This is a genomic window from Cupriavidus alkaliphilus (genome assembly GCF_900094595.1).
Lineage (GTDB): Bacteria > Pseudomonadota > Gammaproteobacteria > Burkholderiales > Burkholderiaceae > Cupriavidus > Cupriavidus alkaliphilus.
The window spans coordinates 152,407-174,625 of record NZ_FMAD01000002.1 but is presented as its reverse complement, the minus strand read 5'-3'; the positions used below and the strand labels follow the sequence as shown (position 1 = coordinate 174,625).

Genomic DNA, 22,219 nt, shown 5'->3' with positions numbered 1-22,219 from the left:
CACCGCACCGCAAAGGAAACCGACATGTACGCATTCAACTTTGAACGCGCCGCGGATGCCAAGGCGGCAGTGGCCAAACTCAAGGCCGATCCCGACGCCAAGTTCCTCGGCGGCGGCCAGAGCCTGCTGGCGGCGATGAAGCTGCGGCTGGCATCGCCGTCGACGCTGGTCGACGTCGCGCGTATCCCCGGCATGGCCGAGATCCGCGTCGAAGGCAAGGAGATCGTCGTCGGCGCCGCCGCGCGCCATGCCGACGTCGAAGCCAACGCCGAGGTGCGCCAGCGCATCCCGGCGCTGGCGGCGCTGGCCGGCGGCATCGGCGACCGGCAGGTGCGCGCGATGGGCACCATCGGCGGCGCGCTGGCCAATGACGATCCGGCGGCAGACTACCCGGCCGGCGTGCTGGGACTGGGCGCGACCGTGGTCACCGACCGCCGCAGCATCGCGGCCGACGACTTCTTCAAGGGGCTCTATGAGACCGCGCTGGAAGCGGACGAGCTGATCACCGCCGTACGCTTCCCGATACCGGACCAGGCCGCCTACACCAAGTTTGCCAATCCGGCGTCGCGTTTCGCGCTGGTGGGCGTGCTGGTGGCGCGCACCGGCAACGCGGTGCGCGTCGCGGTCACGGGCGCGGCGGACAGCGTGTTTCGTTGCCAGCCGCTGGAGCAGGCGCTGTCGGCGAATTTCACCGCGCAGGCGGCGCGGGGAGTGAAGGTCGATGCGGGACGTCTGAACAGCGACCTGCATGGGTCGGCGGAATACCGGGCGCATTTGATTCCGGTGCTGGCGGCGAGAGCGGTGGAGGCGGCGCTGAAGGGGTAGGGGCGTTTCCCGTTTCCAATTGTGTACTCCCCTCTCCCGCCTTGCGGGAGAGGGGCGCAAACCGCCGGCATGTCGAATGCACCGGCTCGGAAAATCGCCCCATGCTCCCCACCTCCATCGACGACACCCTCGCCCAGCTCGAACACCAGCAATACTTCGCCGACCGCGAAACCGCCACGGTGCTCTACCTTGCCCTGCGCATGCAGCGGCCGCTGTTCCTCGAAGGCGAGCCCGGCGTCGGCAAGACCGCACTGGCCCAGGCGATGGCCGGCGTGCTCGGCACGCGGCTGCTGCGGCTGCAATGCTATGAGGGCCTCGACGCCGCCAGCGCGCTGTATGAATGGGACTACCCGCGCCAGATCATGGCGCTGCGCCTGGCCGAAGCCCGCGGCGAGCGGCCGGAGGCGCAATCGCTGTACCACGACGACTACCTGCTCAAGCGCCCGCTGCTGGAGGCGCTGCTGCCCGACCCGGCCGCGCCGGGGGTGCCGCGCGTGCTGCTGATCGACGAGATCGACCGGGCCGACGAACCCTTCGAAGCCTTCCTGCTGGAGATCCTGTCCGAATTCCAGGTGTCGATCCCGGAAATCGGCGTGATCCGCGCCGAGCGCCCGCCGCTGATCGTGATCACCTCCAACCGCACGCGCGAGGTGCATGACGCGCTCAAGCGCCGCTGCCTGTACCAATGGGTCGGCTATCCGGAGCGCGAGCGCGAGCTGCAGATCGTCGCGGCGCGCGCGCCCGAGGCCGCGGCCGCGCTGCAGGCGCAGGCGATCGATTTCGTGCACCGGCTGCGCGGCATCGACCTGTTCAAGGCGCCCGGCATCGCCGAGGCCATCGACTGGTGCCGCGCGCTGGCCGCGCTGGGCACCACCGAGCTCGATCCGCAGTCCGTGCGCGATACGCTGGGCGTGCTGCTCAAGTACCAGGACGACCTGGCGCGCGTCGACGGCCCCACCGTGGCGGAATTGCTGGCGGGCGCCGCGCCCGGAGGCTGAGCCGTGCCGATGCTGCACGCTGGCGCGCGCAGCGGCGGTCCGCCCGCGGGACTGCCGGTGCTGGCGCGCAACGTCACCCACTTCATGCGCCTGCTGCGCGACGGCGGCTTTGCGCTGTCTCCGGCGCACGCGGTCGATGCCCTGGCCGCGCTGCGGCTGGTCGATATCGGCCAGCGCGACGAGGTGCGCGCCGCGCTGGCGGCGCTGGTGCTGTCCGGCCCCGACCAGCGGCCGCTGTTCGATGCGGCCTTCGACCTGTTCTGGCGCGACCCCGACTGGGAAGGCAAGCTGCGCGCGCTGCTGCTGCCGCGCGTCGACGCGGGCGCGCCGCCGCCCAAACGCAGCAACCGGCTGGCCGATGCGCTGGCCGCGCGCCAGGCGGAAATGCCATCGCGCCCGGCCCAGACCGAGGCCGAACGCATCCACGTGCCGCTGACCTTCTCCGACCAGGAGCGCCTGGCGCAGCGCGATTTCGAGACCCTGACCGCACAGGAATGGCGCGCGCTGCAGCACCTGGTGCGCACCCGCCGCGCCCGCCTGGCGCTGCAGCGCACGCGCCGGCTGCGCGCCGCCACCTGCGGCACCCACGCCGACCTGCGCGCCAGCGCGCGCCTGGCGGTGCGCCAGCACGGCGAGTGGCTGCGCTGGAAATTCCGCAAGCATGCCGAGCGCAAGCCGCCGCTGGTGCTGCTGCTCGATATCTCCGGCTCGATGAGCCAGTACTCGCGCGCGGTGCTGTACTTCTGCCACGCGCTGATGCAGTCGCGCGAACGGCTGGCGGTATTCCTGTTCGGTACGCGGCTGACCAACATCACCCGCTCGCTGCGCGAACGCGACCCGGACGAGGCCGTCGCCGTCATCACCGGCCAGGTGCGCGACTGGGCCGGCGGCACCCGCATCGGCGCGGCGCTGGCGAGCTTCAACCGCCACTGGGCGCGGCGCACGCTGTCCGGGCGCGCCACCGTGCTGCTGGTCACCGACGGCCTCGACCACGAGCAGATCGACCTGCTGGGGGAAGAGATGGCGCGGCTGCGCCGCTTTGCGCACCGCATCGTCTGGCTCAATCCGCTGCTGCGCTACCCCGGCTTCGCGCCGCAGGCGCGTGGCGTGCAGGCCATCCTGCCGCACGTCGACGCGCTGCGCCCGGCCCATAACCTGGACAGCCTGCTGGCGCTCGAGACGCTGCTGTCCGACCACGGCGGCCCGGCCCGGGCCGCCGCTCCCGCCACGCCCCACAAGGAAGCCCCGCCATGGAAATGAACCAGAGCCAGCGCCTGCCGGTCCCGCAGCAGGTGGCATGGGAAGCGCTCAACGACACCGAGCTGCTCAAGCAATGCATCCCCGGATGTGAGAGTATCGAGCCCGACGGCGACCACGCCTACCTGCTGGCCATGACGGCCGCGGTGGGCCCGGTCAAGGCGCGCTTCAAGGGCCGCATGGCGCTGGAAGACATCCAGGCGCCCGACAGCTACACCATCCGTTTCGACGGCCAGGGTGGCGCGGCGGGCTTCGGCAAGGGCAGCGCCCGGGTCCGGCTGGAACCAGACGGCGATGAAACTGTCCTGACCTATACCGTCAACGCGCAGGTGGGGGGCAAGATCGCACAGATCGGCTCGCGGCTGGTGGACGCCGCGGCACGCAAGATGGCTGACACCTTCTTTGCGCGCTTCACCGAAGCCGTCACCCCTGACGCCACAGACAGCACGCCAGCGGCCGAGGGCGCCCCCGCCGCAGCCGCCGGCGATAACGAACCGACAGAGCAAGCGAAGCGGAAACGATCATGGACAGCGTGGATCTCGAAGTCCTGAAGAACAGCGTGCAGTGGCAGCAGCAAGGCCATCGCGTGCTGCTGGTAACGGTAGTGCGCACCTGGGGCTCGTCGCCCCGGCCCGAGGGAGCGATGCTGGCGGTGCGCGACGACGGCCTGGTGGTGGGCTCGGTCTCGGGCGGCTGCATCGAGGACGACATCATCGACCGCGTGCGCCGCCAAGGCATCACCTCGGACCGTCCCGAAGCGATCAAGTACGGCATCAGCGCCGAGGAGGCGCACCGCTTCGGCCTGCCGTGCGGCGGCACCATCGAGCTCGTGGCCGAGCCGCTCAAGCCGGCCAGCGGCATCGCCGAACTGCTCGATGCCGTGGAAAACGGCCGGCTGGTCGCACGCACGCTGGACATGACCACGGGCGTGGCCTCGCTGGGCCCGGCCAACGCCACCGACGGGCTGGCGTTCGACGGCAAGACCCTGCTGACCATCCACGGCCCGCGCTACCGCATGCTGGTGATCGGCGCCGGGCAGCTGTCCAAGTACCTGTGCCAGATCGCCGTCGGCCTGGGCTTCCAGGTCACCGTCTGCGATCCGCGCGAGGAGTACACCGAGACCTGGGACATCCCGGGCGTCACCATGGTGCGCACCATGCCGGACGACACCGTCACCGACATGAAGCTGGACGAGCGCTGCGCGGTGATCGCGCTGACGCACGACCCCAAGCTCGACGACCTGGCGCTGATGGAAGCGCTGCGCACCCGCGCCTTCTATGTGGGCGCGCTGGGGTCACGCCGCAACAACCAGGCGCGCCGCGAACGGCTCAAGGAATTCGACCTCACCGAGCTGCAGCTGGCCCGCCTGCATGGGCCCGTGGGCATCTATATCGGCAGCCGCACGCCGCCGGAGATCGCGATCTCGATCCTGGCCGAGGTGATCGCGGCCAAGAACCATGTCTCGCTGCCCGACATCCTGCAGGTGGAAGGCGCCAAGGCCGCGCGCGAAATGGCCGCCAGCACCGGCAGCAGCTGCGCCGTGGCGCCCGATCCTGCCTGACGACCCCGCGAGTGCCGCCATGACCGCCGCCCCCAACGCTCCCCTGCTCCGCACCGACCTGCCCACCGGCATCCTGCTGGCCGCGGGCTTCGGCCGCCGCTTCGATGCCGCCGGCCAGCGCAACAAGCTGCTCGAGGTCCTGCCCGGCGGCCGCACCGTTGCCTGGCGCAGCGCCCGCACGCTGGCCGCGGCGCTGCCGGAATCGATCGCCGTGATCCGCCCCGGCAACCCCGCGCTGGCGGAAGAACTGCGCCGGGGCGGCTGCCGCGTGCTGGAAGCGCCCGAGGCCGAAGCCGGCATGGGCGCGGCGCTGCGCGCCGCCGTGGCGGCGACGCCGGATGCGCGCGGCTGGGTGGTGGCGCTGGCCGACATGCCGTGGCTGCCGATGGAGCTGATCCGCGCGGTGGCGCTGACCATCACCACGCCCGACACCATCGCCGCACCGTGGCGCAACGGGCAACGCGGCCATCCGGTGGGCTTTGGCGCGGCCTGGCGCGACGCCCTGCTGGCGCTGGACGGCGACGAAGGCGCGCGCGCGCTGCTGCAGGACAAGCCGGTGACGCGGATCCTGACGGAAGACGAGGGGGCGTTCCGGGATATCGATACGCCGGCGGATCTGCGCTGAGGCTGAGGCGATCAACCTGCCGCTTGCGTGCTCCCCTCTCCCGCGAGCGGGAGAGGGAACCGGCTTGCGGTGGTTCAAACGGCAACGCTGCCAGGCAGCTCGGCAGCCGCGGCAGCCTCAGCCGCCCCCGTCCTGCCCCTCGGCCAGCTCCGTAGTCTTCACCGCCATGATGAAATCATTGCGGTGCAAGCCCTTGATCTTCTTGGTGCGCCACGACACCGTCGCATGTCCCCAGCCAAAGCTGATCTCGGGATGATGCCCCTGCGCCTCGGCCAGCTGGCCGACGCCGGTCACGAACGCCAGCGCCTGCGCGAAATTGCCGAAGGTAAAACGCCGTTCGAGCCGCGTCGCGCCATCGGCCAGCTCCCAGCCGGGCGCCTGCTGCAGCAGGGCCTCGGCCTCATCGGGCGTCAGCGGCGGCACGCCGCCGCGGCAAGGCGTGCAGGATTGCGCTGCCAGGTTTTCGCTCATGGTCTTGCTCCCCGACCGGAACGCGCCCTGCCCTATGCAGGAACGCGCCGCGCGCTATGCGCCCTCGGTCTCAGTCAGTGCGCGCAGGTATTCCCGGCTCCACCAGTGCACATCCTGCGCGCGGATGCGCTCCAGCAGTTTCTGGTGGCGCTGCTGGCGCTCGGCCAGCGGCATGTGCAGCGCCTGCTGGATCGCCTGCGCGGTGGCGCGCGTGTCGTAGGGGTTGACCAGCAGCGCCTCGCGCAGTTGCTCGGCGGCGCCGGCAAAGCGCGACAGCACCAGCACGCCCGGATCCTCCGGGTCCTGCGCCGCGATGAATTCCTTGGCCACCAGGTTCATGCCGTCGCGCAGCGGCGTCACCAGCGCCACGCGGCTGGCGCGGCACAGACCGGGCAGCCGCTTGCGCGCGGTGGTGCGGTGGATATAGCGCACCGGCATCCAGTCCAGCTCACCGAATTCGCCGTTGATCGAGCCGCTCAGCTGCTCCATCTCGCGGCGCAGGTCGACGTAGGCGTCGACCGATTCGCGCGAGGGCGCGGCAATCTGCACCAGCGTTGCGCTCGAGCGGTTCTCGGGGTATTCGGCCAGCAGCCGGTAGAACGCCTTGAGCCGCTGCGGCAGGCCCTTGGAATAGTCGAGCCGGTCGATGCCCAGCAGCAGCCGGCGGCGCGCATATTGCGCGCACATCATCTCGTAGGTTTCCTGCGCTTCCTCGCCGCGGCCCAGCTCCATGAACTCGTCGACGTCGATGCCGATCGGGAACGCCTGCGCCCGCACGGTGCGGTGGAAGGCGCGGTAGCGATGCTCGCCCATCGGCTCGGCCTGCGCCTCGGCCTGCACGTAGCGCGAGAAATGCTCGACGTCGGCATGGCTCTGGAAACCGAGCAGGTCGTAGGCAAAGAGCGCGCGCATCAGCCACTCGTGCTGCGGAATCGCGGCCAGGATCAGCGGCGGCGGCAGCGGCACGTGCAGGAAGAAGCCGATCTTCTGCCCGCAGCCGATCGCGCGCAGCTCGGACGCCAGCGGGATCAGGTGGTAGTCGTGGATCCAGATGATGTCGTCGGGCTGCAGCAGCGGCGCCAGCTTGCGCGCGAACAGTTGGTTCACGCGCCGGTAGCCGTTCAAAAAGTTGGAATCGAAATCCGCCAGGTCGAGCCGGTAGTGGAACACCGGCCACAGCACGCCGTTGCTGTAGCCCAGGTAGTAGGCGTCGTGGTCCTCGCGGCTCAGGTCGACGGTGGCCAGCGTGACATTGCCGGCCTGCTGCAAGTGCAGGTCGCCTTCGCCGGGGGTGCCGCCCTGGGCGGTTTCCAGCGCCTTGCCGCTCCAGCCGAACCACAGGCCGCCGGTCTGCCGCAGGGCTTCGGAAAGCGCGACGGCCAGGCCGCCCGCGGCCACGTTGCGGGGATCTGCGACCCGGTTGGATACCGCTACAAGTCTTGGCATAAATCTTTTTCTTGGTCCCTTGTTGTTTGCGCGGTCGCTGCCTGCCGTGCCCGGGCTGCCGCGCCGCGTTCCAGGCTCAGATCACCGTGTCCCACGGCGCCGACAGCCGCATGGCGCCATTGATCAGGCCCACCATCGAATAAGTTTGCGGGAAATTGCCCCACATCTCGCCCGTCACCGGATGGGTATCCTCGGACAGCAGCCCGAGCGGGTTGCGCGCGGCCAGCATGGCCTCGAAGATTGCGCGCGCCTCGTCGCGGCGGCCGATGCGCGCGAGCGCGTCGATGCGCCAGAAGGTGCAGATATTGAACGCGGTCTCGGGCTTGCCGAAGTCGTCCGGGGCCTCGTAGCGGCGCATATAGGGGCCGTCGCACAGCGAGGTCTCCAGCGCCTTGACGGTGGCGATAAAGCGCGGGTCGCGCGGGTCGATGAAGTTGACTTCGGCCATCAGCAGCACGCTGGCGTCCAGTTCGCGCCCGCCGAAGCTCTCGGCGAAAGCCTGGCGCGATTCGCTCCACGACTCGGCCAGGATGCGTTCCTTCATGCGCCCGGCGTGGCCGTGCCAGTAGGCGGCGCGCTCGGGCAGCACCAGCTTCTCGGCCACCTTGGCGAGCCGGTCGCAGGCGGCCCAGCTCATCAGCGCCGACGAGGTATGCACGCGCGCGCGCGTGCGCAGCTCCCACATGCCGGCGTCGGGCGTGCCGAACACCCGCACCGCCTGCTCGCCCACCGCTTCGAGGCGGCCGAACTCGGCCGGACCGCCGCGATGCAGCAGCCGGTGGTCATGGAAGGCCTGCGCCGCGCCCAGCACCACGTTGCCATAGACGTCGTGCTGGAAGTGCTCCTGCGCCTGGTTGCCCACCCGCACCGGCCCCATGCCGCGGTAGCCCGGCAGGTGGTCGAGCATGCTTTCGGGCAGCTCGCGCTCCAGGCCGATGCCATAGAGCGGCTGGATATGGCCGTCCTGCGACTGCATCACCACGTTGGAGAGCCAGCGCAGGTAGTCCTCCATGGTGCCGACCTCGGACAGGCTGTTGAGCGCGCGCACCACGAAAAACGCGTCGCGCAGCCAGCAGAAGCGGTAGTCCCAGTTGCGGCCGCTGCCCGGTGCTTCCGGAATGCTGGTGGTCATGGCCGCGACGATGGCGCCGGTCTCTTCGTACAGCGACATCTTCAGCGTGATGGCGGCGCGGATCACCGCGTCCTGCCATTCGCGCGGCACCGCCAGGCGTCGGCTCCACAGCCGCCAGTAGGCGGTGGTCTCCTGCTCGAAGTCGCGCGCGGTCTCTTCCACGCCGTGCGCCAGGGTCTCGTCCGGGCCGAGGATGAAGTTATGCCCGCGCGTGACCAGGAACGGCGTGTGCGACAGCACGTAGGCAAGCGGTGCGTCGGTGGTCATGCGCAGCGTCATGTCGTCGCCGATGTAGCGCACGTGGCTGCTGCCGCGCGTGACCTGCGGCGCCTTGCGGCCCCATTCGAAGCGCGGCGCTACCACCACGCGCACGCGCGGCGCGCCGCGCACCGGGCGGATGCGGCGAATCAGCGTGGTCGGGCGGAAATAGCGCCCGAGCCGAAAAAAGCGCGGGGCGAAGTCGGTGATCTCCAGGCAGTTGCCGTGGATATCCGTCAGCCGCGTACGCAGCACCGCGGTATTGGGCTCGTACCACTGCCGCGACGAATGGAAGTCCTCGATCTCGATCGAGAAATGGCCGGCGTTCTCGCTCGGGTCCAGCAGCGCATTGAACACCGGGTCGCCGTCGAAGCGCGGCAGGCAGGTCCAGACGATGCGTCCGCGGCAATCGACCAGCGCCGAGATGGCGCAGTTGCCGATCATGCCAAGCGACAGCGACGGGTTGGCGAAGCGCGTGCCGCCGTCGACGGTTCGATTCACGCCTTCGCTCGGCGGCTTGCCCAGCTCGGCCGGGCTGCTCGGGTTGGTCACGGCAGGTTCTCCCTTACGATGTCGTGGGGCGCCGGCCCCGGCCTGGCCCGGCCTCGTGGGGCACGGCGCGCGGTGCGCCGGCGCTGGCCGATGACGCCAGCGCATGCGCCGAGCGGTGCAGCCAGCTGCGCAGCGCCGCCGGCCCGGGCACGCTCACCGCGGCGACGGTCTCGCGCTGGCCCACCAGCACACCCAGTCCGCCCAGCTTGCGCACCGCGGCGAAGCCGGGTTCGTCGGTCATGTCGTCGCCGGCAAAGAGCGGCACGCGCTCGGCAAAAGGCGCGGCCTTCATGAAGGCCGCGATGGCATCGCCCTTGTCGACGCCGGCCGGCTTGATCTCGACCACCATCTTGCCCGGCAGCGCTTCCAGGCCGACGGCATGGCGCAATACGTCAGTGACCGCGGCATCCACGATGCCGGCCAGCTCGGGCGCCTGCCGGTAGTGGATCGCGACCGCGACCGACTTGCGCTCCAGCCGCAGTGCCGGATAGGCGTGCACCAGCGCTTCCAGGTGGGGGATCAGGGGCTCGAGTCCGGGGGCCGGGGTCTTGGTCACCATGCCGCCGTCGGTGCGGAATTCGGCGCCGTGGATGCCGGCCGCGGGCAGTTGCAGCGGCTGCAGGAAGTGGTCGAGTTCGAGGATCGGCCGCCCGGAGATGACGGCCAGCGCGCCGTCCAGCCGCTGGTACAGCGTGCGCAGCGTGCCGACCAGTTCTGGTTCGACCTGCACCAGTTCGGGCCGCGGGGCCAGGTCGGCCAGCGTGCCGTCGAAGTCGAGAAACAGGGCGGTATTGGGTTCGATTAGCGGTAGCTGTGGCATCGCGTTAAACCGTAACACGTCGTTTTGACCGGCGTCCACCGGGCGCCGTCCTACATGGCGCAAGCGCAACCCGGCGACGATGCAAGCCTGGCGCCGGCCCGGCGTGCCGTCCCCACCACGCCCCGAGTGAATGCCGATCCACTCCGCGGCCGCGGCTCACGCCTGGCGGGGGCCAGTACCGGGCGGCGGCTGCGCCGCCCGGTCCGGGTGCGGCAGGCCGGCATCCTTTATCATTGACGGTTTCCGCCAGAATTTCCCGGCTTTTTTGTGCGCCTGCCGCGCGCGCGCCGGCCAGCCCCGAGACCATGACCCGCCAGTCCGCCGCCCGACCCGATTATTTGAAGAAGATCCTGACCGCCAAGGTCTATGACGTGGCGCAGGAGACCGAACTGACCTTTGCGCACCAGCTGTCGGCCCGCACCGGCAACTCGGTCTGGTTCAAGCGCGAGGACACCCAGCCGGTCTTTTCCTTCAAGCTGCGCGGCGCGTACAACAAGATGGCCTCGCTGTCGCCGGAAGAACTGAAGCGCGGCGTGATCGCCGCGTCGGCCGGCAACCACGCGCAAGGCGTGGCGCTGGCCGCGGCCCGGCTGCAATGCAAGGCCATCATCGCCATGCCGGTGACCACGCCGCAGGTGAAGATCGACGCAGTGCGCGAGCGCGGCGGCCAGTGGGTCGAGATCGTGCTGCACGGCGAGTCCTACAGCGACGCGTACACCCACGCCGCGGTGCTGGAGACAAAGCACAAGCTGACCTTCATCCACCCGTTCGACGATCCCGAGGTGATCGCCGGCCAGGGCACCATCGCCATGGAGATCCTGCGCCAGCACCCGGGCCCCATCCACGCCGTGTTCGTCGCCATCGGCGGCGGCGGGCTGATCTCCGGCATCGCCGCGTACATCAAGGCGGTGCGTCCCGAGATCAAGGTCATCGGCGTGCAGACGGTCGATTCGGACGCGATGAAGCGCTCGGTCGATGCCGGCAAGCGCATCGAGCTGAAGGAGGTGGGCCTGTTCTCGGACGGCACCGCGGTCAAGCTGGTCGGCAAGGAGACCTTCCGCATCACGCGCGAACTGGTCGACGACATCATCCTGTGCGATACCGACGCGATCTGCGCGGGCGTGAAGGACGTGTTCCAGGACACCCGCAGCATCCTCGAGCCGGCCGGCGCGCTGGCGGTGGCGGGCCTGAAGGCGTACGCCGAGCGCGAGAAGCTCAAGGGCCAGCACCTGGTGGCGATCGCCTGCGGCGCCAACATGAACTTCGACCGCCTGCGCTTTGTCGCCGAGCGCGCCGAGGTGGGCGAGGCCCGCGAAGGCGTGTTCGCCGTGACCATCCCGGAAGAGCGCGGCAGCTTCAAGCGCTTCTGCGAACTGGTGGGCACGCGCAACGTGACCGAGTTCAACTACCGCATCGCCGACACCAGCATGGCGCATATCTTCGTTGGCGTGCAGATCGCCAGCCGCGCCGAGAACGACAAGATCGCCGCCAGCTTCCGCAAGCATGGCTTCGACACGCTCGACCTGTCCAACGACGAACTCGCCAAGCAGCATATCCGCTACATGGTGGGCGGCCGCTCGGCGCTGGCGCATGACGAACTGCTATACCGCTTCGAGTTCCCGGAGCGGCCGGGCGCGCTGATGAAGTTCCTGTCGAGCATGAGCCCGAACTGGAACATCAGCCTGTTCCACTACCGCAACCAGGGCGCCGACACCTCCAACATCCTGGTCGGCATCCAGGTGCCGAAGAACGAGAAGCGCGCCTTCCGCGCCTTCCTTTCGACGCTGGGTTACGTACACTGGGACGAGACCGACAACCCGGTGTACAAGCTGTTCCTGTCCTGATCCCGCCGAGCGCGCCATGAGCCTTCCTGAACACTCGCCGCTGGGCAAGCCCTCGGCCTACAAGACCGAGTACGACGCCACCCTGCTGTTCCCGATCCCGCGCCAGCCCAAGCGCACCGAGATCGGCCTGCCCGAGGGCCGGCCGGTGCCGTTCTTCGGCGTCGACATCTGGAACGCATACGAGCTGTCGTGGCTGAACCTGAAGGGCAAGCCGCAGGTGGCGCTGGCCACCTTCATCATCCCGTCGGACACGCCCAACATCATCGAGTCCAAGTCGTTCAAGCTCTACCTGAACTCGTTCAACCAGACCCGGATCGCTTCGCCCGAAGCGCTGCAGCAGCTGCTGCACCACGACCTGTCCGAAGCCACCGGCGGCACCGTGCAGGTGCGGCTGGTGACCGAAGCGGAGCTGGGCACGCAGAAGATGGGCGAGCTCGACGGCCTGCTGCTGGACCGCCTCGACATCGAAGTGGACCGCTACGAGCCCGCGCCGGAACTGCTCAGCGCCGACCAGGAAGAAACGCCGGTGGAAGAGACGCTGGTATCGCACCTGCTCAAATCCAACTGCCTGGTCACCGGCCAGCCGGACTGGGGCAGCGTGCAGATCCGCTACGTCGGCGCGCCGATCAACCAGGAAGGCCTGCTCAAGTACCTGATCTCGTTCCGCAATCACAACGAGTTCCACGAGCAATGCGTCGAGCGGATCTTCATGGACGTGATGCGCCAGTGCAAGCCGGTGAAGCTGGCGGTGTATGCGCGCTATACGCGGCGTGGCGGGCTGGACATCAATCCGTTCCGCACCAACTTCAATACGGCATGGCCGGATAACAAGAGGAATGCGCGGCAGTAGCGTTCACCTGCCGCTTGTTTGCTCCCCTCTCCCGCTCGCGGGAGAGGGGCGGGGTGAAGGCGGGCGGTGGCAATAGCGACGGCCTTCACTTCGTTGATGCTCCCGCCCTCACCCTAGCCCTCTCCCGCACGCGGGAGAGGGAACCGCCCTGCGGCATATGGAACGGCAACGTTGCTTGCTGTGCCTCCCCCCTCATATCCCCGAAAGCACAATCCCTCCTGAGGCGCCCACGACGCGCATTCAAGTTGTAACCGTCCTTGAATTAATTAACGAAAAAATTAATATGAGCTGAACACACCCCTGCCGCACAGAAAACAGCCGCCATGCCCCGCACACCCGCCTCTCCCAAGCCTCCCAGGCGCAGTCCGGGCCGACCGGCGGCGGGCCAGCCCGGCCAGCGCGAGCGCATTCTCGACGCGGCCACCGAGCTTTTTTCGCGCCAGGGCGTGGCCGGCACGCCGGTCAAGGCTATCGCGGCGCTGGCCGGCGTCACCCCGGCACTGGTGCACTACTACTTCAGCGATCGCGACCTGCTGCTCGATGCCGTGATCGAAGAGAAGGTGCAGCCGCTGGTGGCCCGCTTCTTTGCCGGCAGCCAGCCCGGCGATGAGCCGCTGGCGATGCTGGTCGGCATCGCCACCCGGCTGATCCGCGCCGTCGCCGACGCCTCGTGGTTTCCGGGACTGTGGATTCGCGAAGTGGCCAGCGACGACGGCGCGCTGCGCGAGCGCGTGCTCAGGCGCTTTGCGCTGGAACGCGCCGGCGCGCTGATGGCGCCGCTGCAGGCGGCGATTGCGCGCGGGCAGCTCAATCCCGGCCTGGAGCCGGCGCTGGTGGTGCCGTCGCTGATCGGGCTGACGCTGTTGCCGCTGGCCACCACGCATATCTGGCGCCGGCTGCCCGGCGCGGAGGCGGTCGATACCGACGCGCTGGTGCGCCATGTCACGGCGCTGCTGACGCATGGGCTGTCCGCGGCGCCGGCCACGGCCGTCCGGACGGCGCCCGCAGGCGCCGCCAAACGGAAGGGCCGCACGGCCCGGCATTTCCCGGAGTCCGCATGAACCACGCTGCTTCCCTCCATCGTCCGCGCCTGCGCACGGCGCTGCGAGGCACCGCCCTGCTCGCCGCCGCATGGCTTGCCGCCGCTTGCGGCAACGCCCGCACCGACACCTGGCAAGGCTACGTCGAAGGCGAATTCGTCAGCGTGGCCTCGCCCTTCGCCGGGCGCCTCGACGCGCTCTCGGTGCAGCGCGGCCAGCAGGTTGGCCAGGGCGCCGCGCTGTTCGCGCTGGAAGCCGACGACGAGCGCGCAGCGCGCCAACAGGCCGAGGACCAGCTGCGCGCCGCCGAAGCCACGCTGCAGGACCTCAAGACCGGCAAGCGTCCGCTCGAGGTCGAGGTCAGCCGGGCCCAGCTTGCGCAGGCGCAGGCCCAGGCCCAGCGCAGCGCCGCGGCCCTGCGGCGCGACCAGCGCCAGTACGAGATCGGCGGCATCGCCCAGGCGCAGCTCGACGAATCGCGCGCGCAGGCCAGCAGCGACGCCGCGCGCGTGCGCGAACTGCAGCGCGATATCGACGTGGCGCGCCTGCCTGGCCGCGATGCGCAGCAGGCAGCCCAGGCCGCACAGGTGGCGGCCGCGCGCGCCGCGCTGGCGCAGGCGCAGTGGAAGCTGTCGCGCAAGACCGTGGCCGCCACGCAGGCCGGGCTGGTCTACGACGTGCCCTACCGCCTGGGCGAATGGGTGCCTGCCGGCAGCCCGGTGGTGCGCATGCTGCCGCCGGGCAACGTCAAGGTGCGCTTCTATGTGCCGGAAACCGTGGTCGGCGCGCTGCGCAACGGCCAGGCGGTGCAGGTGCGCTGCGACGGCTGCGCCGCGCCGGTGGCGGCCACCATCAGCTATGTCGCCAACGAGGCCGAGTACACGCCGCCGGTGATCTACAGCAACGAGACCCGGCGCAAGCTGGTGTTCCTGGTCGAGGCGCGCCCGTCGGCCGCCGATGCGCCCAAGCTGCGGCCCGGGCAGCCGGTGGAAGTGGTGCGGCAATGAACACGACCGCCAACGGCAACGGCCTCGCCATCGACGTGCGCGGCCTGAACAAGCACTTCGGCGACAAGCATGTGGTCAACGACCTCAGCATGCAGGTGGCGCGCGGCGAGATCTTCGGCTTCCTCGGCCCCAACGGCAGCGGCAAGACCACCTCGATCCGCATGATGTGCGGGCTGCTGACGCCGGACTCCGGCACAGGCACCTGCCTGGGCTACGACATCCTGACCGAGTCCGACGAGATCAAGCGCCGCGTCGGCTATATGACGCAGAAGTTCTCGTACTGGGACGACCTGTCGATCCGCGAGAACCTGGACTTCGTCGCGCGCGTGTACGGCATGCCGAACCGGCGCGAGGCGGTCGAGCGCGCGCTCGAAGACCTGGGCCTGGCGACGCGCTCGGCGCAGCTGGCCGGCGCGCTGTCGGGCGGCTGGAAGCAGCGCCTGGCGCTGGCGGCCTGCCTGCTGCACGAGCCCGAGCTGCTGCTGCTCGACGAGCCCACCGCCGGCGTGGATCCCAAGGCGCGGCGCGAGTTCTGGGAGCAGTTGCACCAGCTGGCCGCGCGCGGCATCTCGGTGCTGGTCAGCACGCACTACATGGACGAGGCCGAGCGCTGCCACAAGCTGGCTTATATCGCCTACGGCAGGCTGCTGGCGCAGGGCACCGCCGATGAAGTGGTGGCAAGCCAGCGGCTGTCGACCTGGAGCGTGGAAGGCGACGACCTCGCGACGCTGTCGGCGCAGCTGCAGGGCGCGCCGGGCGTGGAGCAGACCGTGGCCTTCGGCACCGCGCTGCACGTGACCGGGCGCGATGCGCAGGCGCTGGCCGACACCCTCGCGCGCCTGGCAGGCCCGGGCCGGCGCATCGAGCAGGCCCAGACCAGCCTGGAAGACGTGTTCATCCACATGATGAGCGGGGCCGAGGACAACATGGCGCGCAAGAAAAAGGAGGCGTCATGACGACCGCTCCGGCGCGTTTCTCGCTGCAGCGCTGGTGGAGCATCGTGCTGAAGGAGTTCCTGCAGCTGCGGCGCGACCGCGTCACCTTCGGCATGATCGTCGGCCTGCCGATCATGCAGCTGCTGCTGTTCGGCTTTGCCATCAACACCGATCCGCGCCAGCTGCCAACCGCGGTGATCGCCGCGGACCAGAGCGAGTTCACGCGCTCGTTCGTCGCCAGCATGGAGCAATCGACCTACTTCCGGCTGGTCGGCACGCTGCCCGACGAGCGGGCCGGGCGCGAGGCGCTGATGAAGGGCGAAGTGCAGTTCGTGCTGACCATCCCGCCCGACTTCACGCGCCGGCTGCTGCGCGGCGAGCGGCCCGCGCTGCTGGTCGAGGCCGATGCCACCGACCCCGCCGCCACCGGCCAGGCCATCGCCGCGCTGGCGCAGCTGCCCTACCGCGTCGCCGCGCACGATCTGAAGGGAGCGCTGGCGCCGCTGGCCGGCGGCAAGCCGCCGTTCGAGGTGCAGGTGCAGCGGCTCTACAACCCCGAAGGCATCACCCAGTACAACATCATTCCCGGGCTGATGGGCGTGATCCTGTCGATGACCATGGTGATGATGACCGGGCTGGCGATGACGCGCGAACGCGAGCGCGGCACCATGGAGAACCTGCTGGCCACGCCGGTGCGGCCGATCGAAGTGATGACCGGCAAGATCGTGCCGTACATCTTCATCGGCCTGATCCAGTCGACCATCGTGCTGCTGGCCGCGCGCTGGATCTTCAGCGTGCCCTTTGTCGGGTCGGTGCTGGCGGTGTACCTGGCGGCGCTGCTGTTTATCGCGGCCAACCTCACCGTGGGCATCACGCTGTCGTCGCTGGCGCGGAACCAGCTGCAGGCGATGCAGCTGACCTTCTTCTACTTCCTGCCCAACATCCTGCTGTCCGGCTTCATGTTCCCGTTTGCCGGCATGCCGGGCTGGGCGCAGGCGATCGGCAACATCCTGCCGATGACCTACTTCCACCGCATGGTGCGCGGCATCCTGCTCAAGGGCAACGGCTGGTTCGAGCTGTGGCCCAATGTGTGGCCGATGGCGCTGTTTATCGTGGTGGTGATGCTGATCGCGGTGCGCTTCTACCGGCGCACGCTCGATTGAAGGAGCGGGCCATGCAACGACTCACGTCCCTGTTCGCCGCCGCGCTGCTGTGCGGCTGCGCGGTCGGCCCCGATTTCCGCGCGCCGGCGCCGGTGGACGATGCCGGCTACGTGCCGGGTCCGCAGCCGGTGGCCACCGTTGCCGCGGACGGTGCCGGCGCGCCGGGCCAGGCCCACGCGCAGACGCTGGCGGCCGGCGCCGATGTGCCGGCGCAGTGGTGGACGCTGTTCCGCAGCCCGGCGCTCGACGCCACCATCCGCAGTGCGCTGGAGGCCAGCCCGACGCTGGCGCAGGCCCGCGCGCGGCTGCTGGAAGCTCGCGAGAACCTGGCCGCCCGCACCGGCGCGACGCGCTGGCCTGCCATCGACGCGAAGCTGGACACCGCGCGCCAGCAGGTCGATTTCCAGTCGATGGGCATCACCGCCATCCCCAGCCCCGGCCCGTTCACGCTGTACGGCGCGACGGTGCAGGTGTCCTATGCGCTGGACCTGTTCGGCGGCCAGCGGCGCGAGCTGGAGGGCCTGCAGGCCGTGGTGGACTACCAGCGCTACGAGCTCGAGGCCGCGCGCCTGGCGCTGGCCGCCAACGTCGCCACCGCCGCCATCCGCGAAGCCGGCCTGCGCGCGCAGCTGGCCGACACCGCCGCGATGGTGGCGGCGCAGCAGCGCCAGCTTGGCATCACCGAGGCACGCCTGCGCGCGGGCGGCGTGGCACGCGTCGAGGTGCAGCGCCGGCGCGCCGAGCTGGCGCAAACCCAGGCGCTGGTGCCGGCGCTGCAACGCCAGCTCGATGCCACGCGGCACCAGCTTGCGGTCTACACGGGCCAGACCCCGGCCTCGGCCGCGCTGCCCGAGTTCCACCTTGACGCGCTGCACCTGCCCGACACGCTGCCGCTCAGCCTGCCCGCCACGCTGGCGCGCCGCCGGCCCGATATCCGCGCGGCCGAGGCGCTGCTGCACCAGGCCTCGGCCAATATCGGCGTGGCCACCGCCAACCTCTATCCGCAGGTCACGCTGAGCGCCAGCGGCGGCACGCAGGCCACCGCGGCGCGCGACCTGTTCAGCAGCCTCAACGTCTGGAGCCTGGCCGCCGGCCTGGTGCAGCCGGTCTTCCGCGGTGGCGAACTGCAGGCGCGCAAGCGCGCCGCGCAAGCTGCGTATGAGCAGTCGCTGGCCGCGTACCGGCAAGCCGTGCTGCAGGGCCTGCAGGATGTCGCCGACGCGCTGCGCGCGCTCGAGGCCGACGCCGCCGCGCTGCGCGAACGCGCCGACAGCGCGCGCCAGGCGCGCGATACGCTGGCGGTGGTGTCGGAGCAGTACCGCCTCGGCGGCGTCAGCCAGCTGGCGCTGCTGGATGCCGAACGGCAGTCGCGCCAGGCCGCGCTGAAACTGGCGCAGGCGCGCGCCGACCGGCTGGCGGATTCGGCGGCGCTGCTGCAGGCGCTGGGGGGTGGGTGGTGGCAGGAGCCGCCGGACACGAATGCGGCGGCGGTGTCATCACGCTAGCGCGGCAGCGCCGATGGCATTCACTTTTTGTCGGTCTGGGTGTACCAGTAGGTACGCTTGCGCTTGCCGATGCCGGGCGGGGAGATTTTCTGCGCGCCCAGCGACGAAGTATTGTCGCCACCCCCGGGACCGGTCTGATTGCCGCCACCGATCAGCACCGGCACGTTGCTGGTGTTGCCCGACTTGTCCGTGACGGCAACCACGCCGAACACCGGCGACGGCGGCAGGCCACCATTATTGAACACCACGTAGCGGTTATTGTTGATGCCCTTGCCGGTCAGGAACGACACTGCATATCCGCGAGCAGTGCCAAGGTCGGGATAGCAGGCGCCGGGCTTGGGAACGCTTGGCTGGTTGGTCCCGAAGTAGGTATAGCCAGCCACGGTGAGGGGTGCGTTGACCACCTTCTCGCCGGCGCCCAAGGTCAGGTAGAAGCCTTTTGCGGTGGTCGCATCGGCGTATTCGGTGGTGGTGGCGTCGAACAGGCTGCTCTCGGTCAGCGGCGTCCAGGTCGATGGCAAACCGCCGGTGAGTGCGGTGTCCTTCAGCATGTAGAACCGGTTGACGACGTTGTAGGCCAGTCCCGGCGTGGTGCTGGTGGTATATAGCGGATGCTCGCGGTCGCCGCTGCCGATCATCACCGCATCGTAGCCCCCGGTGGTGATGACGTCGGGCGGGTACATGAACTTGCGCGCGTCGTTGGTATCCTGTGCGCCGCCCAGCGCGGCGAACTTGCCCAGCGTCCACGCAGCCGGCCCGGTGCCGGCCGCCGTCTCGAAATCGAGCCGCCAGATATTGCCGCCGACGTCGCCGACATAGCCCTTGTCGACCAGCGCGTCGCCGTTGCGATCGACCACCGCCACGTCGGACGGGATCGCGCGGCTCATGCCGGCCGGCGTACTGCAGACCGTGTCGGCGAGGCCGGAGCAATTCGCCAGCCAGGCGCGCACCACATTGCCTTCGAACGCGTCGAAGACAATGACACCGCGCCCCTGCGCGCCGCTGCCGCCGCCCTTCGACGGCTCCGCGTCCTCGCCCGGATCGTAGCCGGCACCCATCACCACCAGCGGGTTGTCATAACCCTTGACGCGGATCACGCGCGGTTGCGACCAGGTCTGGCCGAGCTCCGCAATCGCGCCACTGTCGGATTTCCACAAGAACTGCGGCGCCATCGGATCGGTCACGTCCAGCGCATAGACCAGCCGCCCGCCGCGACGCGCGGTCAAGTAGATCACCACACGTGGCTTCGACGGGTCGCGCAGGTCCTGGTACACCGTGGTGGTGCCGTCGAAGAAGTAGTCGCGCGGCCTGGCGCCCGAGCCGGTCGGCGAGCCGCTCAGTTGCACCTCCGGCGCGTTGGTATAGAGCCGGCTGAGCTTGCCGTAAAACTCTGGCGGGACGAAGCCCCACAGTTCCCCGCCGGGACGCACCCCGCCAATGCCGCTGGCCTGGTTGCCGTTGACCGCATGGAACACGCCATCGTTGGCGCCGTAGAACACCACCACGCCGGTACTGCCGCCGTAGTTGATCACCACCGGCCGTGAATGCAGTACGTCGCCGTGGACCGAACCGCGCACCGTCACGTCCCCGCCCGGACCCGCCTGGAGTTCCTTGCCGGCCACCGTGCTTTCCTTGAGCGCGTACACGTCGCGGCCGCGCACCCAGTTGATGAGGTTGGCGACATCGGCCGCAGTGCTGTTCAGCGCCGACTGTCCAGCCGCGCCGGTCAGCGCGGCATTGCCGGTATCGAACGACACCAGCGCCTTGCTGGTCTTGCTGCAGCCACCGCTGGGGCAGGTATAGAGCTTGCGCCCCGACTGGTCCCTGACGATCTGCGCACGCAGCATCTCGCCCGCGCCGCCCTTCTCGACGATCTCGCCGTCGCCGCCAACGATGCCGCTGACACCATCGGCCGAATCCAGCGCGCCCGCGGCGCCCGATGGACTATTGACCCAGAAGCCCTTGGCCGGCCACCCCGCCACGGCGCTGCCGGTATAGCTGTTGCCGCTGAACCCCTGGGGCGGCTCGGCGGTCCAGAAGCTCTTGGCATTGGGCGAGATGAAACCCGTGCCGGCGCTGCTGATCGCACTCTGCTGGTTTGGCCCGGGCGGATTGGCGTCCAGTACCACGATCTGGTTCTTGTTGTCGTAGCCGAGCTTGTACTGCTTCAGGTTGCCCATCCACCGCGGCGCCGCGGTGGCGTCGGGCCGGAACATGCCAATGTAGATCTGGTTCAGGTACGAACCCTGCCCGTTGACGCTGACCGGCAGGCTCACCGACGAGAACACGTTGTTGATCGCCTGCATCTCGTTGAAGATCTGCAGCAAGGCGTCGACCATTGCCTGGACATCGCCGAGCTCGACCACATAGCGCTTGCCGCCGGCGTTGTCGGCCATGCTGCGGGTCGATTCGACATAGTCCGGGTTCCTGCCGTCGGTGACCGCAATCGTGTAGGTGATGATGTTCTGGTTGTTGTCGAGATTGCCGTTGATGTCGGTCTCGTACATGAACCGCGCCCACTCATCGCCCCAGTTGCTGGAGTACTTGTCCTTGCCGGCCTCGAGCTTGAGCGGGGTCAGCTGCCTGGTCGTGGCACCCGCCGACACCAGCGCATCGTAGGCCACCGATCCGGTGTCCTGCGGCTTGCCGTTGTTGACCGCGTTGGCGATATAGATGACGAAGTTCTTCTGGCAGGGATTGGTGATGGGCGAGGTGTACTGCGTGCCCGACAAGCCCTTCCTGCCTCCGAAGAAGGCCCATGCCTCCTGCATGCCGGCGCCGACCTGCGAATTGTTGGAGTTGTCGGCCTGGCGATCGATGGTCGTGATGTACTTGAGAAATTCGGCGCCATTCGTGGCATCCATCACCGGCAGCGTGTACGGGGCCGCCGCCGGATGACGGAAACTGCCGCCGACGTTGTTGCCGGTGCCGAACATCATCAGCCCCATATTGATGTTGCCGCTGAGCTGGGGGTTGGTCACCAGCGTGTTGACCGCGCGGTACAGCGCGCACTGGATCGCGCCGACATCGGTGCCCGCGTTGTTGGCGCTGACGACGTTGGGCGTGTCGCAGCCCCTGATGGTCGTGGCGGCATTCCAGGTCGAGGCATTGTCGAGCAGCAACAGGACGTTGGGCTTGGTGCCGGCATTGGTCTGCAGGCCGGTGAACAGGTCAATGTCTTCCGCCCGTGCTCCTTGCCATCCGACGAGGGTCAGCAGCATGGCGAAGCCGGCATGCGTGAAACAGGTGCGCAGGCGAAGGTTCATGTTCGAGACGCAACGGCGGCGGGCAGGGTTCGTCATGCGGGTTCCCGTGCTGGGCATGGTGAAAGGGTGGCGCTGCGGCGTCGACATCACGGGCATGCCGAGCCGGTCGGCATCCGTACCGCCACCCCCTGGTGGACGGTCGCCGCGGCACCCGTGCCGGCGGCGTCATTCACCGTGGCGGCAACGTCCCACTGGGTGGCATTGCACAGCGAATTGCCGGCGTTGTTGCCGGCCGTGACGATGCCAGTGTTCTGCACGTTGCTGCCGACGAAGCAGGACACGTCGTCGGGATCGGCCAGGTCCAGCTCGACGTTCTTCATTGGCTTGCTGGCTACGCACTCCGGCTTGGCCACCTGGGCGACGTAGTCGGCCTTGCCATCGGCGCTGACGTCCACCGGCACGCTGAGCGCCGCCGGTGCCTTGGTGAAGTCGTCCGAGATCACCTGTTCAATGGCCTGCTGCGCAACGTCGCGTGCCTCCATCGCGTTTTGCTGGTTGGCCGCAACCTTGACGTTGATCAGTCCGGAGTTGACCATCGCCACGGCGATCAGCAAGAACAACACCATGAACACCAGCGTCACGACCAGCGTGACCCCGGTTTGCCTGCGGCGCGGCGCCGTGCCGGATGACCTTTTCATTGCATGCCTTGACGATATCGGGTGAT

The 22,219-nt window shown here is 69.1% G+C and carries 19 protein-coding genes; 13 read left to right on the top strand and 6 right to left on the bottom strand.

Features of this window, described 5'->3' with window-relative positions:
* Window positions 1-24: 24 nt before the first annotated feature.
* The 6 genes from GA0116996_RS04320 to GA0116996_RS04295 all read left to right on the top strand — a co-directional run bounded on the left by GA0116996_RS04320 (window position 25) and on the right by GA0116996_RS04295 (window position 5,266).
* On the top strand, window positions 25-825 hold the full coding sequence (locus tag GA0116996_RS04320; protein ID WP_092307632.1) for an FAD binding domain-containing protein: 801 nt from the start codon (window positions 25-27) through the stop codon (window positions 823-825).
* Between the two features lie 101 nt (window positions 826-926).
* Window positions 927-1,823, top strand: coding sequence for an AAA family ATPase (locus tag GA0116996_RS04315; RefSeq protein ID WP_092307630.1), 897 nt, complete (start codon window positions 927-929; stop codon window positions 1,821-1,823).
* Window positions 1,824-1,832: 9 nt separating this feature from the next.
* Entirely contained in the window at window positions 1,833-3,083 is a 1,251-nt protein-coding gene (locus GA0116996_RS04310) for a vWA domain-containing protein (protein ID WP_092307628.1), read from the top strand.
* Window positions 3,074-3,631, top strand: coding sequence for an SRPBCC family protein (locus tag GA0116996_RS04305; RefSeq protein WP_092307626.1), 558 nt, complete (start codon window positions 3,074-3,076; stop codon window positions 3,629-3,631). The genes GA0116996_RS04310 and GA0116996_RS04305 overlap by 10 nt, the downstream gene beginning before the upstream one ends.
* On the top strand, window positions 3,604-4,641 hold the full coding sequence (locus tag GA0116996_RS04300) for an XdhC family protein (protein WP_092307624.1): 1,038 nt from the start codon (window positions 3,604-3,606) through the stop codon (window positions 4,639-4,641). Before GA0116996_RS04305 ends, GA0116996_RS04300 begins: the two co-directional genes overlap by 28 nt.
* 19 nt (window positions 4,642-4,660) lie before the next feature.
* Window positions 4,661-5,266 carry a nucleotidyltransferase family protein gene (locus GA0116996_RS04295; protein ID WP_092307623.1) on the top strand — a complete coding sequence of 202 codons (606 nt, stop codon included), beginning with the start codon at window positions 4,661-4,663 and terminating at the stop codon, window positions 5,264-5,266.
* Window positions 5,267-5,383: 117 nt separating this feature from the next.
* On the opposite strand, the gene GA0116996_RS04290 is transcribed toward GA0116996_RS04295, so the two are convergent.
* The 4 genes from GA0116996_RS04290 to otsB form a co-directional block, all read right to left on the bottom strand.
* A complete protein-coding gene (locus GA0116996_RS04290; RefSeq protein WP_092307621.1) occupies window positions 5,384-5,737 on the bottom strand; it encodes a 4a-hydroxytetrahydrobiopterin dehydratase in 354 nt (117 codons plus the stop codon).
* A 54-nt stretch (window positions 5,738-5,791) separates the two neighbouring features.
* On the bottom strand, window positions 5,792-7,183 hold the full coding sequence (gene otsA / locus GA0116996_RS04285; RefSeq protein ID WP_018008747.1) for an alpha,alpha-trehalose-phosphate synthase (UDP-forming): 1,392 nt from the start codon (window positions 7,181-7,183) through the stop codon (window positions 5,792-5,794).
* A 76-nt stretch (window positions 7,184-7,259) separates the two neighbouring features.
* Window positions 7,260-9,125 (bottom strand): glycoside hydrolase family 15 protein, encoded by a 1,866-nt coding sequence (locus GA0116996_RS04280; protein ID WP_092307619.1) that lies wholly within the window; start codon window positions 9,123-9,125, stop codon window positions 7,260-7,262.
* A 13-nt stretch (window positions 9,126-9,138) separates the two neighbouring features.
* Window positions 9,139-9,945: a trehalose-phosphatase gene (otsB, locus tag GA0116996_RS04275; RefSeq protein ID WP_092307618.1), complete on the bottom strand. Its 807-nt coding sequence runs from the start codon at window positions 9,943-9,945 to the stop codon at window positions 9,139-9,141.
* Between the two features lie 305 nt (window positions 9,946-10,250).
* On the opposite strand from otsB, the gene ilvA reads away from it, so the two are divergent.
* From ilvA to GA0116996_RS04240, 7 genes are all read left to right on the top strand, one after another.
* On the top strand, window positions 10,251-11,789 hold the full coding sequence (ilvA, locus tag GA0116996_RS04270; protein ID WP_092307616.1) for a threonine ammonia-lyase, biosynthetic: 1,539 nt from the start codon (window positions 10,251-10,253) through the stop codon (window positions 11,787-11,789).
* A gap of 16 nt (window positions 11,790-11,805) precedes the next feature.
* A complete protein-coding gene (queF, locus tag GA0116996_RS04265) occupies window positions 11,806-12,639 on the top strand; it encodes an NADPH-dependent 7-cyano-7-deazaguanine reductase QueF (RefSeq protein ID WP_018008743.1) in 834 nt (277 codons plus the stop codon).
* A gap of 323 nt (window positions 12,640-12,962) precedes the next feature.
* A complete protein-coding gene (locus GA0116996_RS04260; protein ID WP_092307614.1) occupies window positions 12,963-13,700 on the top strand; it encodes a TetR/AcrR family transcriptional regulator in 738 nt (245 codons plus the stop codon).
* Entirely contained in the window at window positions 13,697-14,686 is a 990-nt protein-coding gene (locus GA0116996_RS04255) for an HlyD family secretion protein (RefSeq protein WP_092307613.1), read from the top strand. Before GA0116996_RS04260 ends, GA0116996_RS04255 begins: the two co-directional genes overlap by 4 nt.
* Window positions 14,683-15,642 carry an ABC transporter ATP-binding protein gene (locus GA0116996_RS04250; protein ID WP_092307611.1) on the top strand — a complete coding sequence of 320 codons (960 nt, stop codon included), beginning with the start codon at window positions 14,683-14,685 and terminating at the stop codon, window positions 15,640-15,642. The genes GA0116996_RS04255 and GA0116996_RS04250 overlap by 4 nt, the downstream gene beginning before the upstream one ends.
* A complete protein-coding gene (locus tag GA0116996_RS04245) occupies window positions 15,639-16,784 on the top strand; it encodes an ABC transporter permease (RefSeq protein WP_092307609.1) in 1,146 nt (381 codons plus the stop codon). The genes GA0116996_RS04250 and GA0116996_RS04245 overlap by 4 nt, the downstream gene beginning before the upstream one ends.
* An 11-nt stretch (window positions 16,785-16,795) precedes the next feature.
* On the top strand, window positions 16,796-18,289 hold the full coding sequence (locus GA0116996_RS04240) for an efflux transporter outer membrane subunit (RefSeq protein WP_092307607.1): 1,494 nt from the start codon (window positions 16,796-16,798) through the stop codon (window positions 18,287-18,289).
* A 20-nt stretch (window positions 18,290-18,309) separates the two neighbouring features.
* Here GA0116996_RS04240 and GA0116996_RS04235 read toward each other — a convergent pair whose 3' ends face one another.
* Window positions 18,310-21,510, bottom strand: coding sequence for a pilus assembly protein (locus tag GA0116996_RS04235; RefSeq protein ID WP_092308378.1), 3,201 nt, complete (start codon window positions 21,508-21,510; stop codon window positions 18,310-18,312).
* 131 nt (window positions 21,511-21,641) lie between these two features.
* Window positions 21,642-22,193 carry a pilus assembly PilX family protein gene (locus tag GA0116996_RS04230; protein ID WP_092307605.1) on the bottom strand — a complete coding sequence of 184 codons (552 nt, stop codon included), beginning with the start codon at window positions 22,191-22,193 and terminating at the stop codon, window positions 21,642-21,644.
* Window positions 22,194-22,219 lie beyond the last annotated feature (26 nt).

Coding starts and splice junctions, on each gene's coding strand:
- GA0116996_RS04320 (WP_092307632.1), top strand. CDS start 25: ATGTACGCATTCAACTTTGAACGCGCCGCGGATGCCAAGGCGGCAGTG.
- GA0116996_RS04315 (WP_092307630.1), top strand. CDS start 927: ATGCTCCCCACCTCCATCGACGACACCCTCGCCCAGCTCGAACACCAG.
- GA0116996_RS04310 (WP_092307628.1), top strand. CDS start 1,833: ATGCTGCACGCTGGCGCGCGCAGCGGCGGTCCGCCCGCGGGACTGCCG.
- GA0116996_RS04305 (WP_092307626.1), top strand. CDS start 3,074: ATGGAAATGAACCAGAGCCAGCGCCTGCCGGTCCCGCAGCAGGTGGCA.
- GA0116996_RS04300 (WP_092307624.1), top strand. CDS start 3,604: ATGGACAGCGTGGATCTCGAAGTCCTGAAGAACAGCGTGCAGTGGCAG.
- GA0116996_RS04295 (WP_092307623.1), top strand. CDS start 4,661: ATGACCGCCGCCCCCAACGCTCCCCTGCTCCGCACCGACCTGCCCACC.
- GA0116996_RS04290 (WP_092307621.1), bottom strand. CDS start 5,737: ATGAGCGAAAACCTGGCAGCGCAATCCTGCACGCCTTGCCGCGGCGGC.
- otsA (WP_018008747.1), bottom strand. CDS start 7,183: ATGCCAAGACTTGTAGCGGTATCCAACCGGGTCGCAGATCCCCGCAAC.
- otsB (WP_092307618.1), bottom strand. CDS start 9,945: ATGCCACAGCTACCGCTAATCGAACCCAATACCGCCCTGTTTCTCGAC.
- ilvA (WP_092307616.1), top strand. CDS start 10,251: ATGACCCGCCAGTCCGCCGCCCGACCCGATTATTTGAAGAAGATCCTG.
- queF (WP_018008743.1), top strand. CDS start 11,806: ATGAGCCTTCCTGAACACTCGCCGCTGGGCAAGCCCTCGGCCTACAAG.
- GA0116996_RS04260 (WP_092307614.1), top strand. CDS start 12,963: ATGCCCCGCACACCCGCCTCTCCCAAGCCTCCCAGGCGCAGTCCGGGC.
- GA0116996_RS04255 (WP_092307613.1), top strand. CDS start 13,697: ATGAACCACGCTGCTTCCCTCCATCGTCCGCGCCTGCGCACGGCGCTG.
- GA0116996_RS04250 (WP_092307611.1), top strand. CDS start 14,683: ATGAACACGACCGCCAACGGCAACGGCCTCGCCATCGACGTGCGCGGC.
- GA0116996_RS04245 (WP_092307609.1), top strand. CDS start 15,639: ATGACGACCGCTCCGGCGCGTTTCTCGCTGCAGCGCTGGTGGAGCATC.
- GA0116996_RS04240 (WP_092307607.1), top strand. CDS start 16,796: ATGCAACGACTCACGTCCCTGTTCGCCGCCGCGCTGCTGTGCGGCTGC.
- GA0116996_RS04235 (WP_092308378.1), bottom strand. CDS start 21,510: ATGCTGCTGACCCTCGTCGGATGGCAAGGAGCACGGGCGGAAGACATT.
- GA0116996_RS04230 (WP_092307605.1), bottom strand. CDS start 22,193: ATGAAAAGGTCATCCGGCACGGCGCCGCGCCGCAGGCAAACCGGGGTC.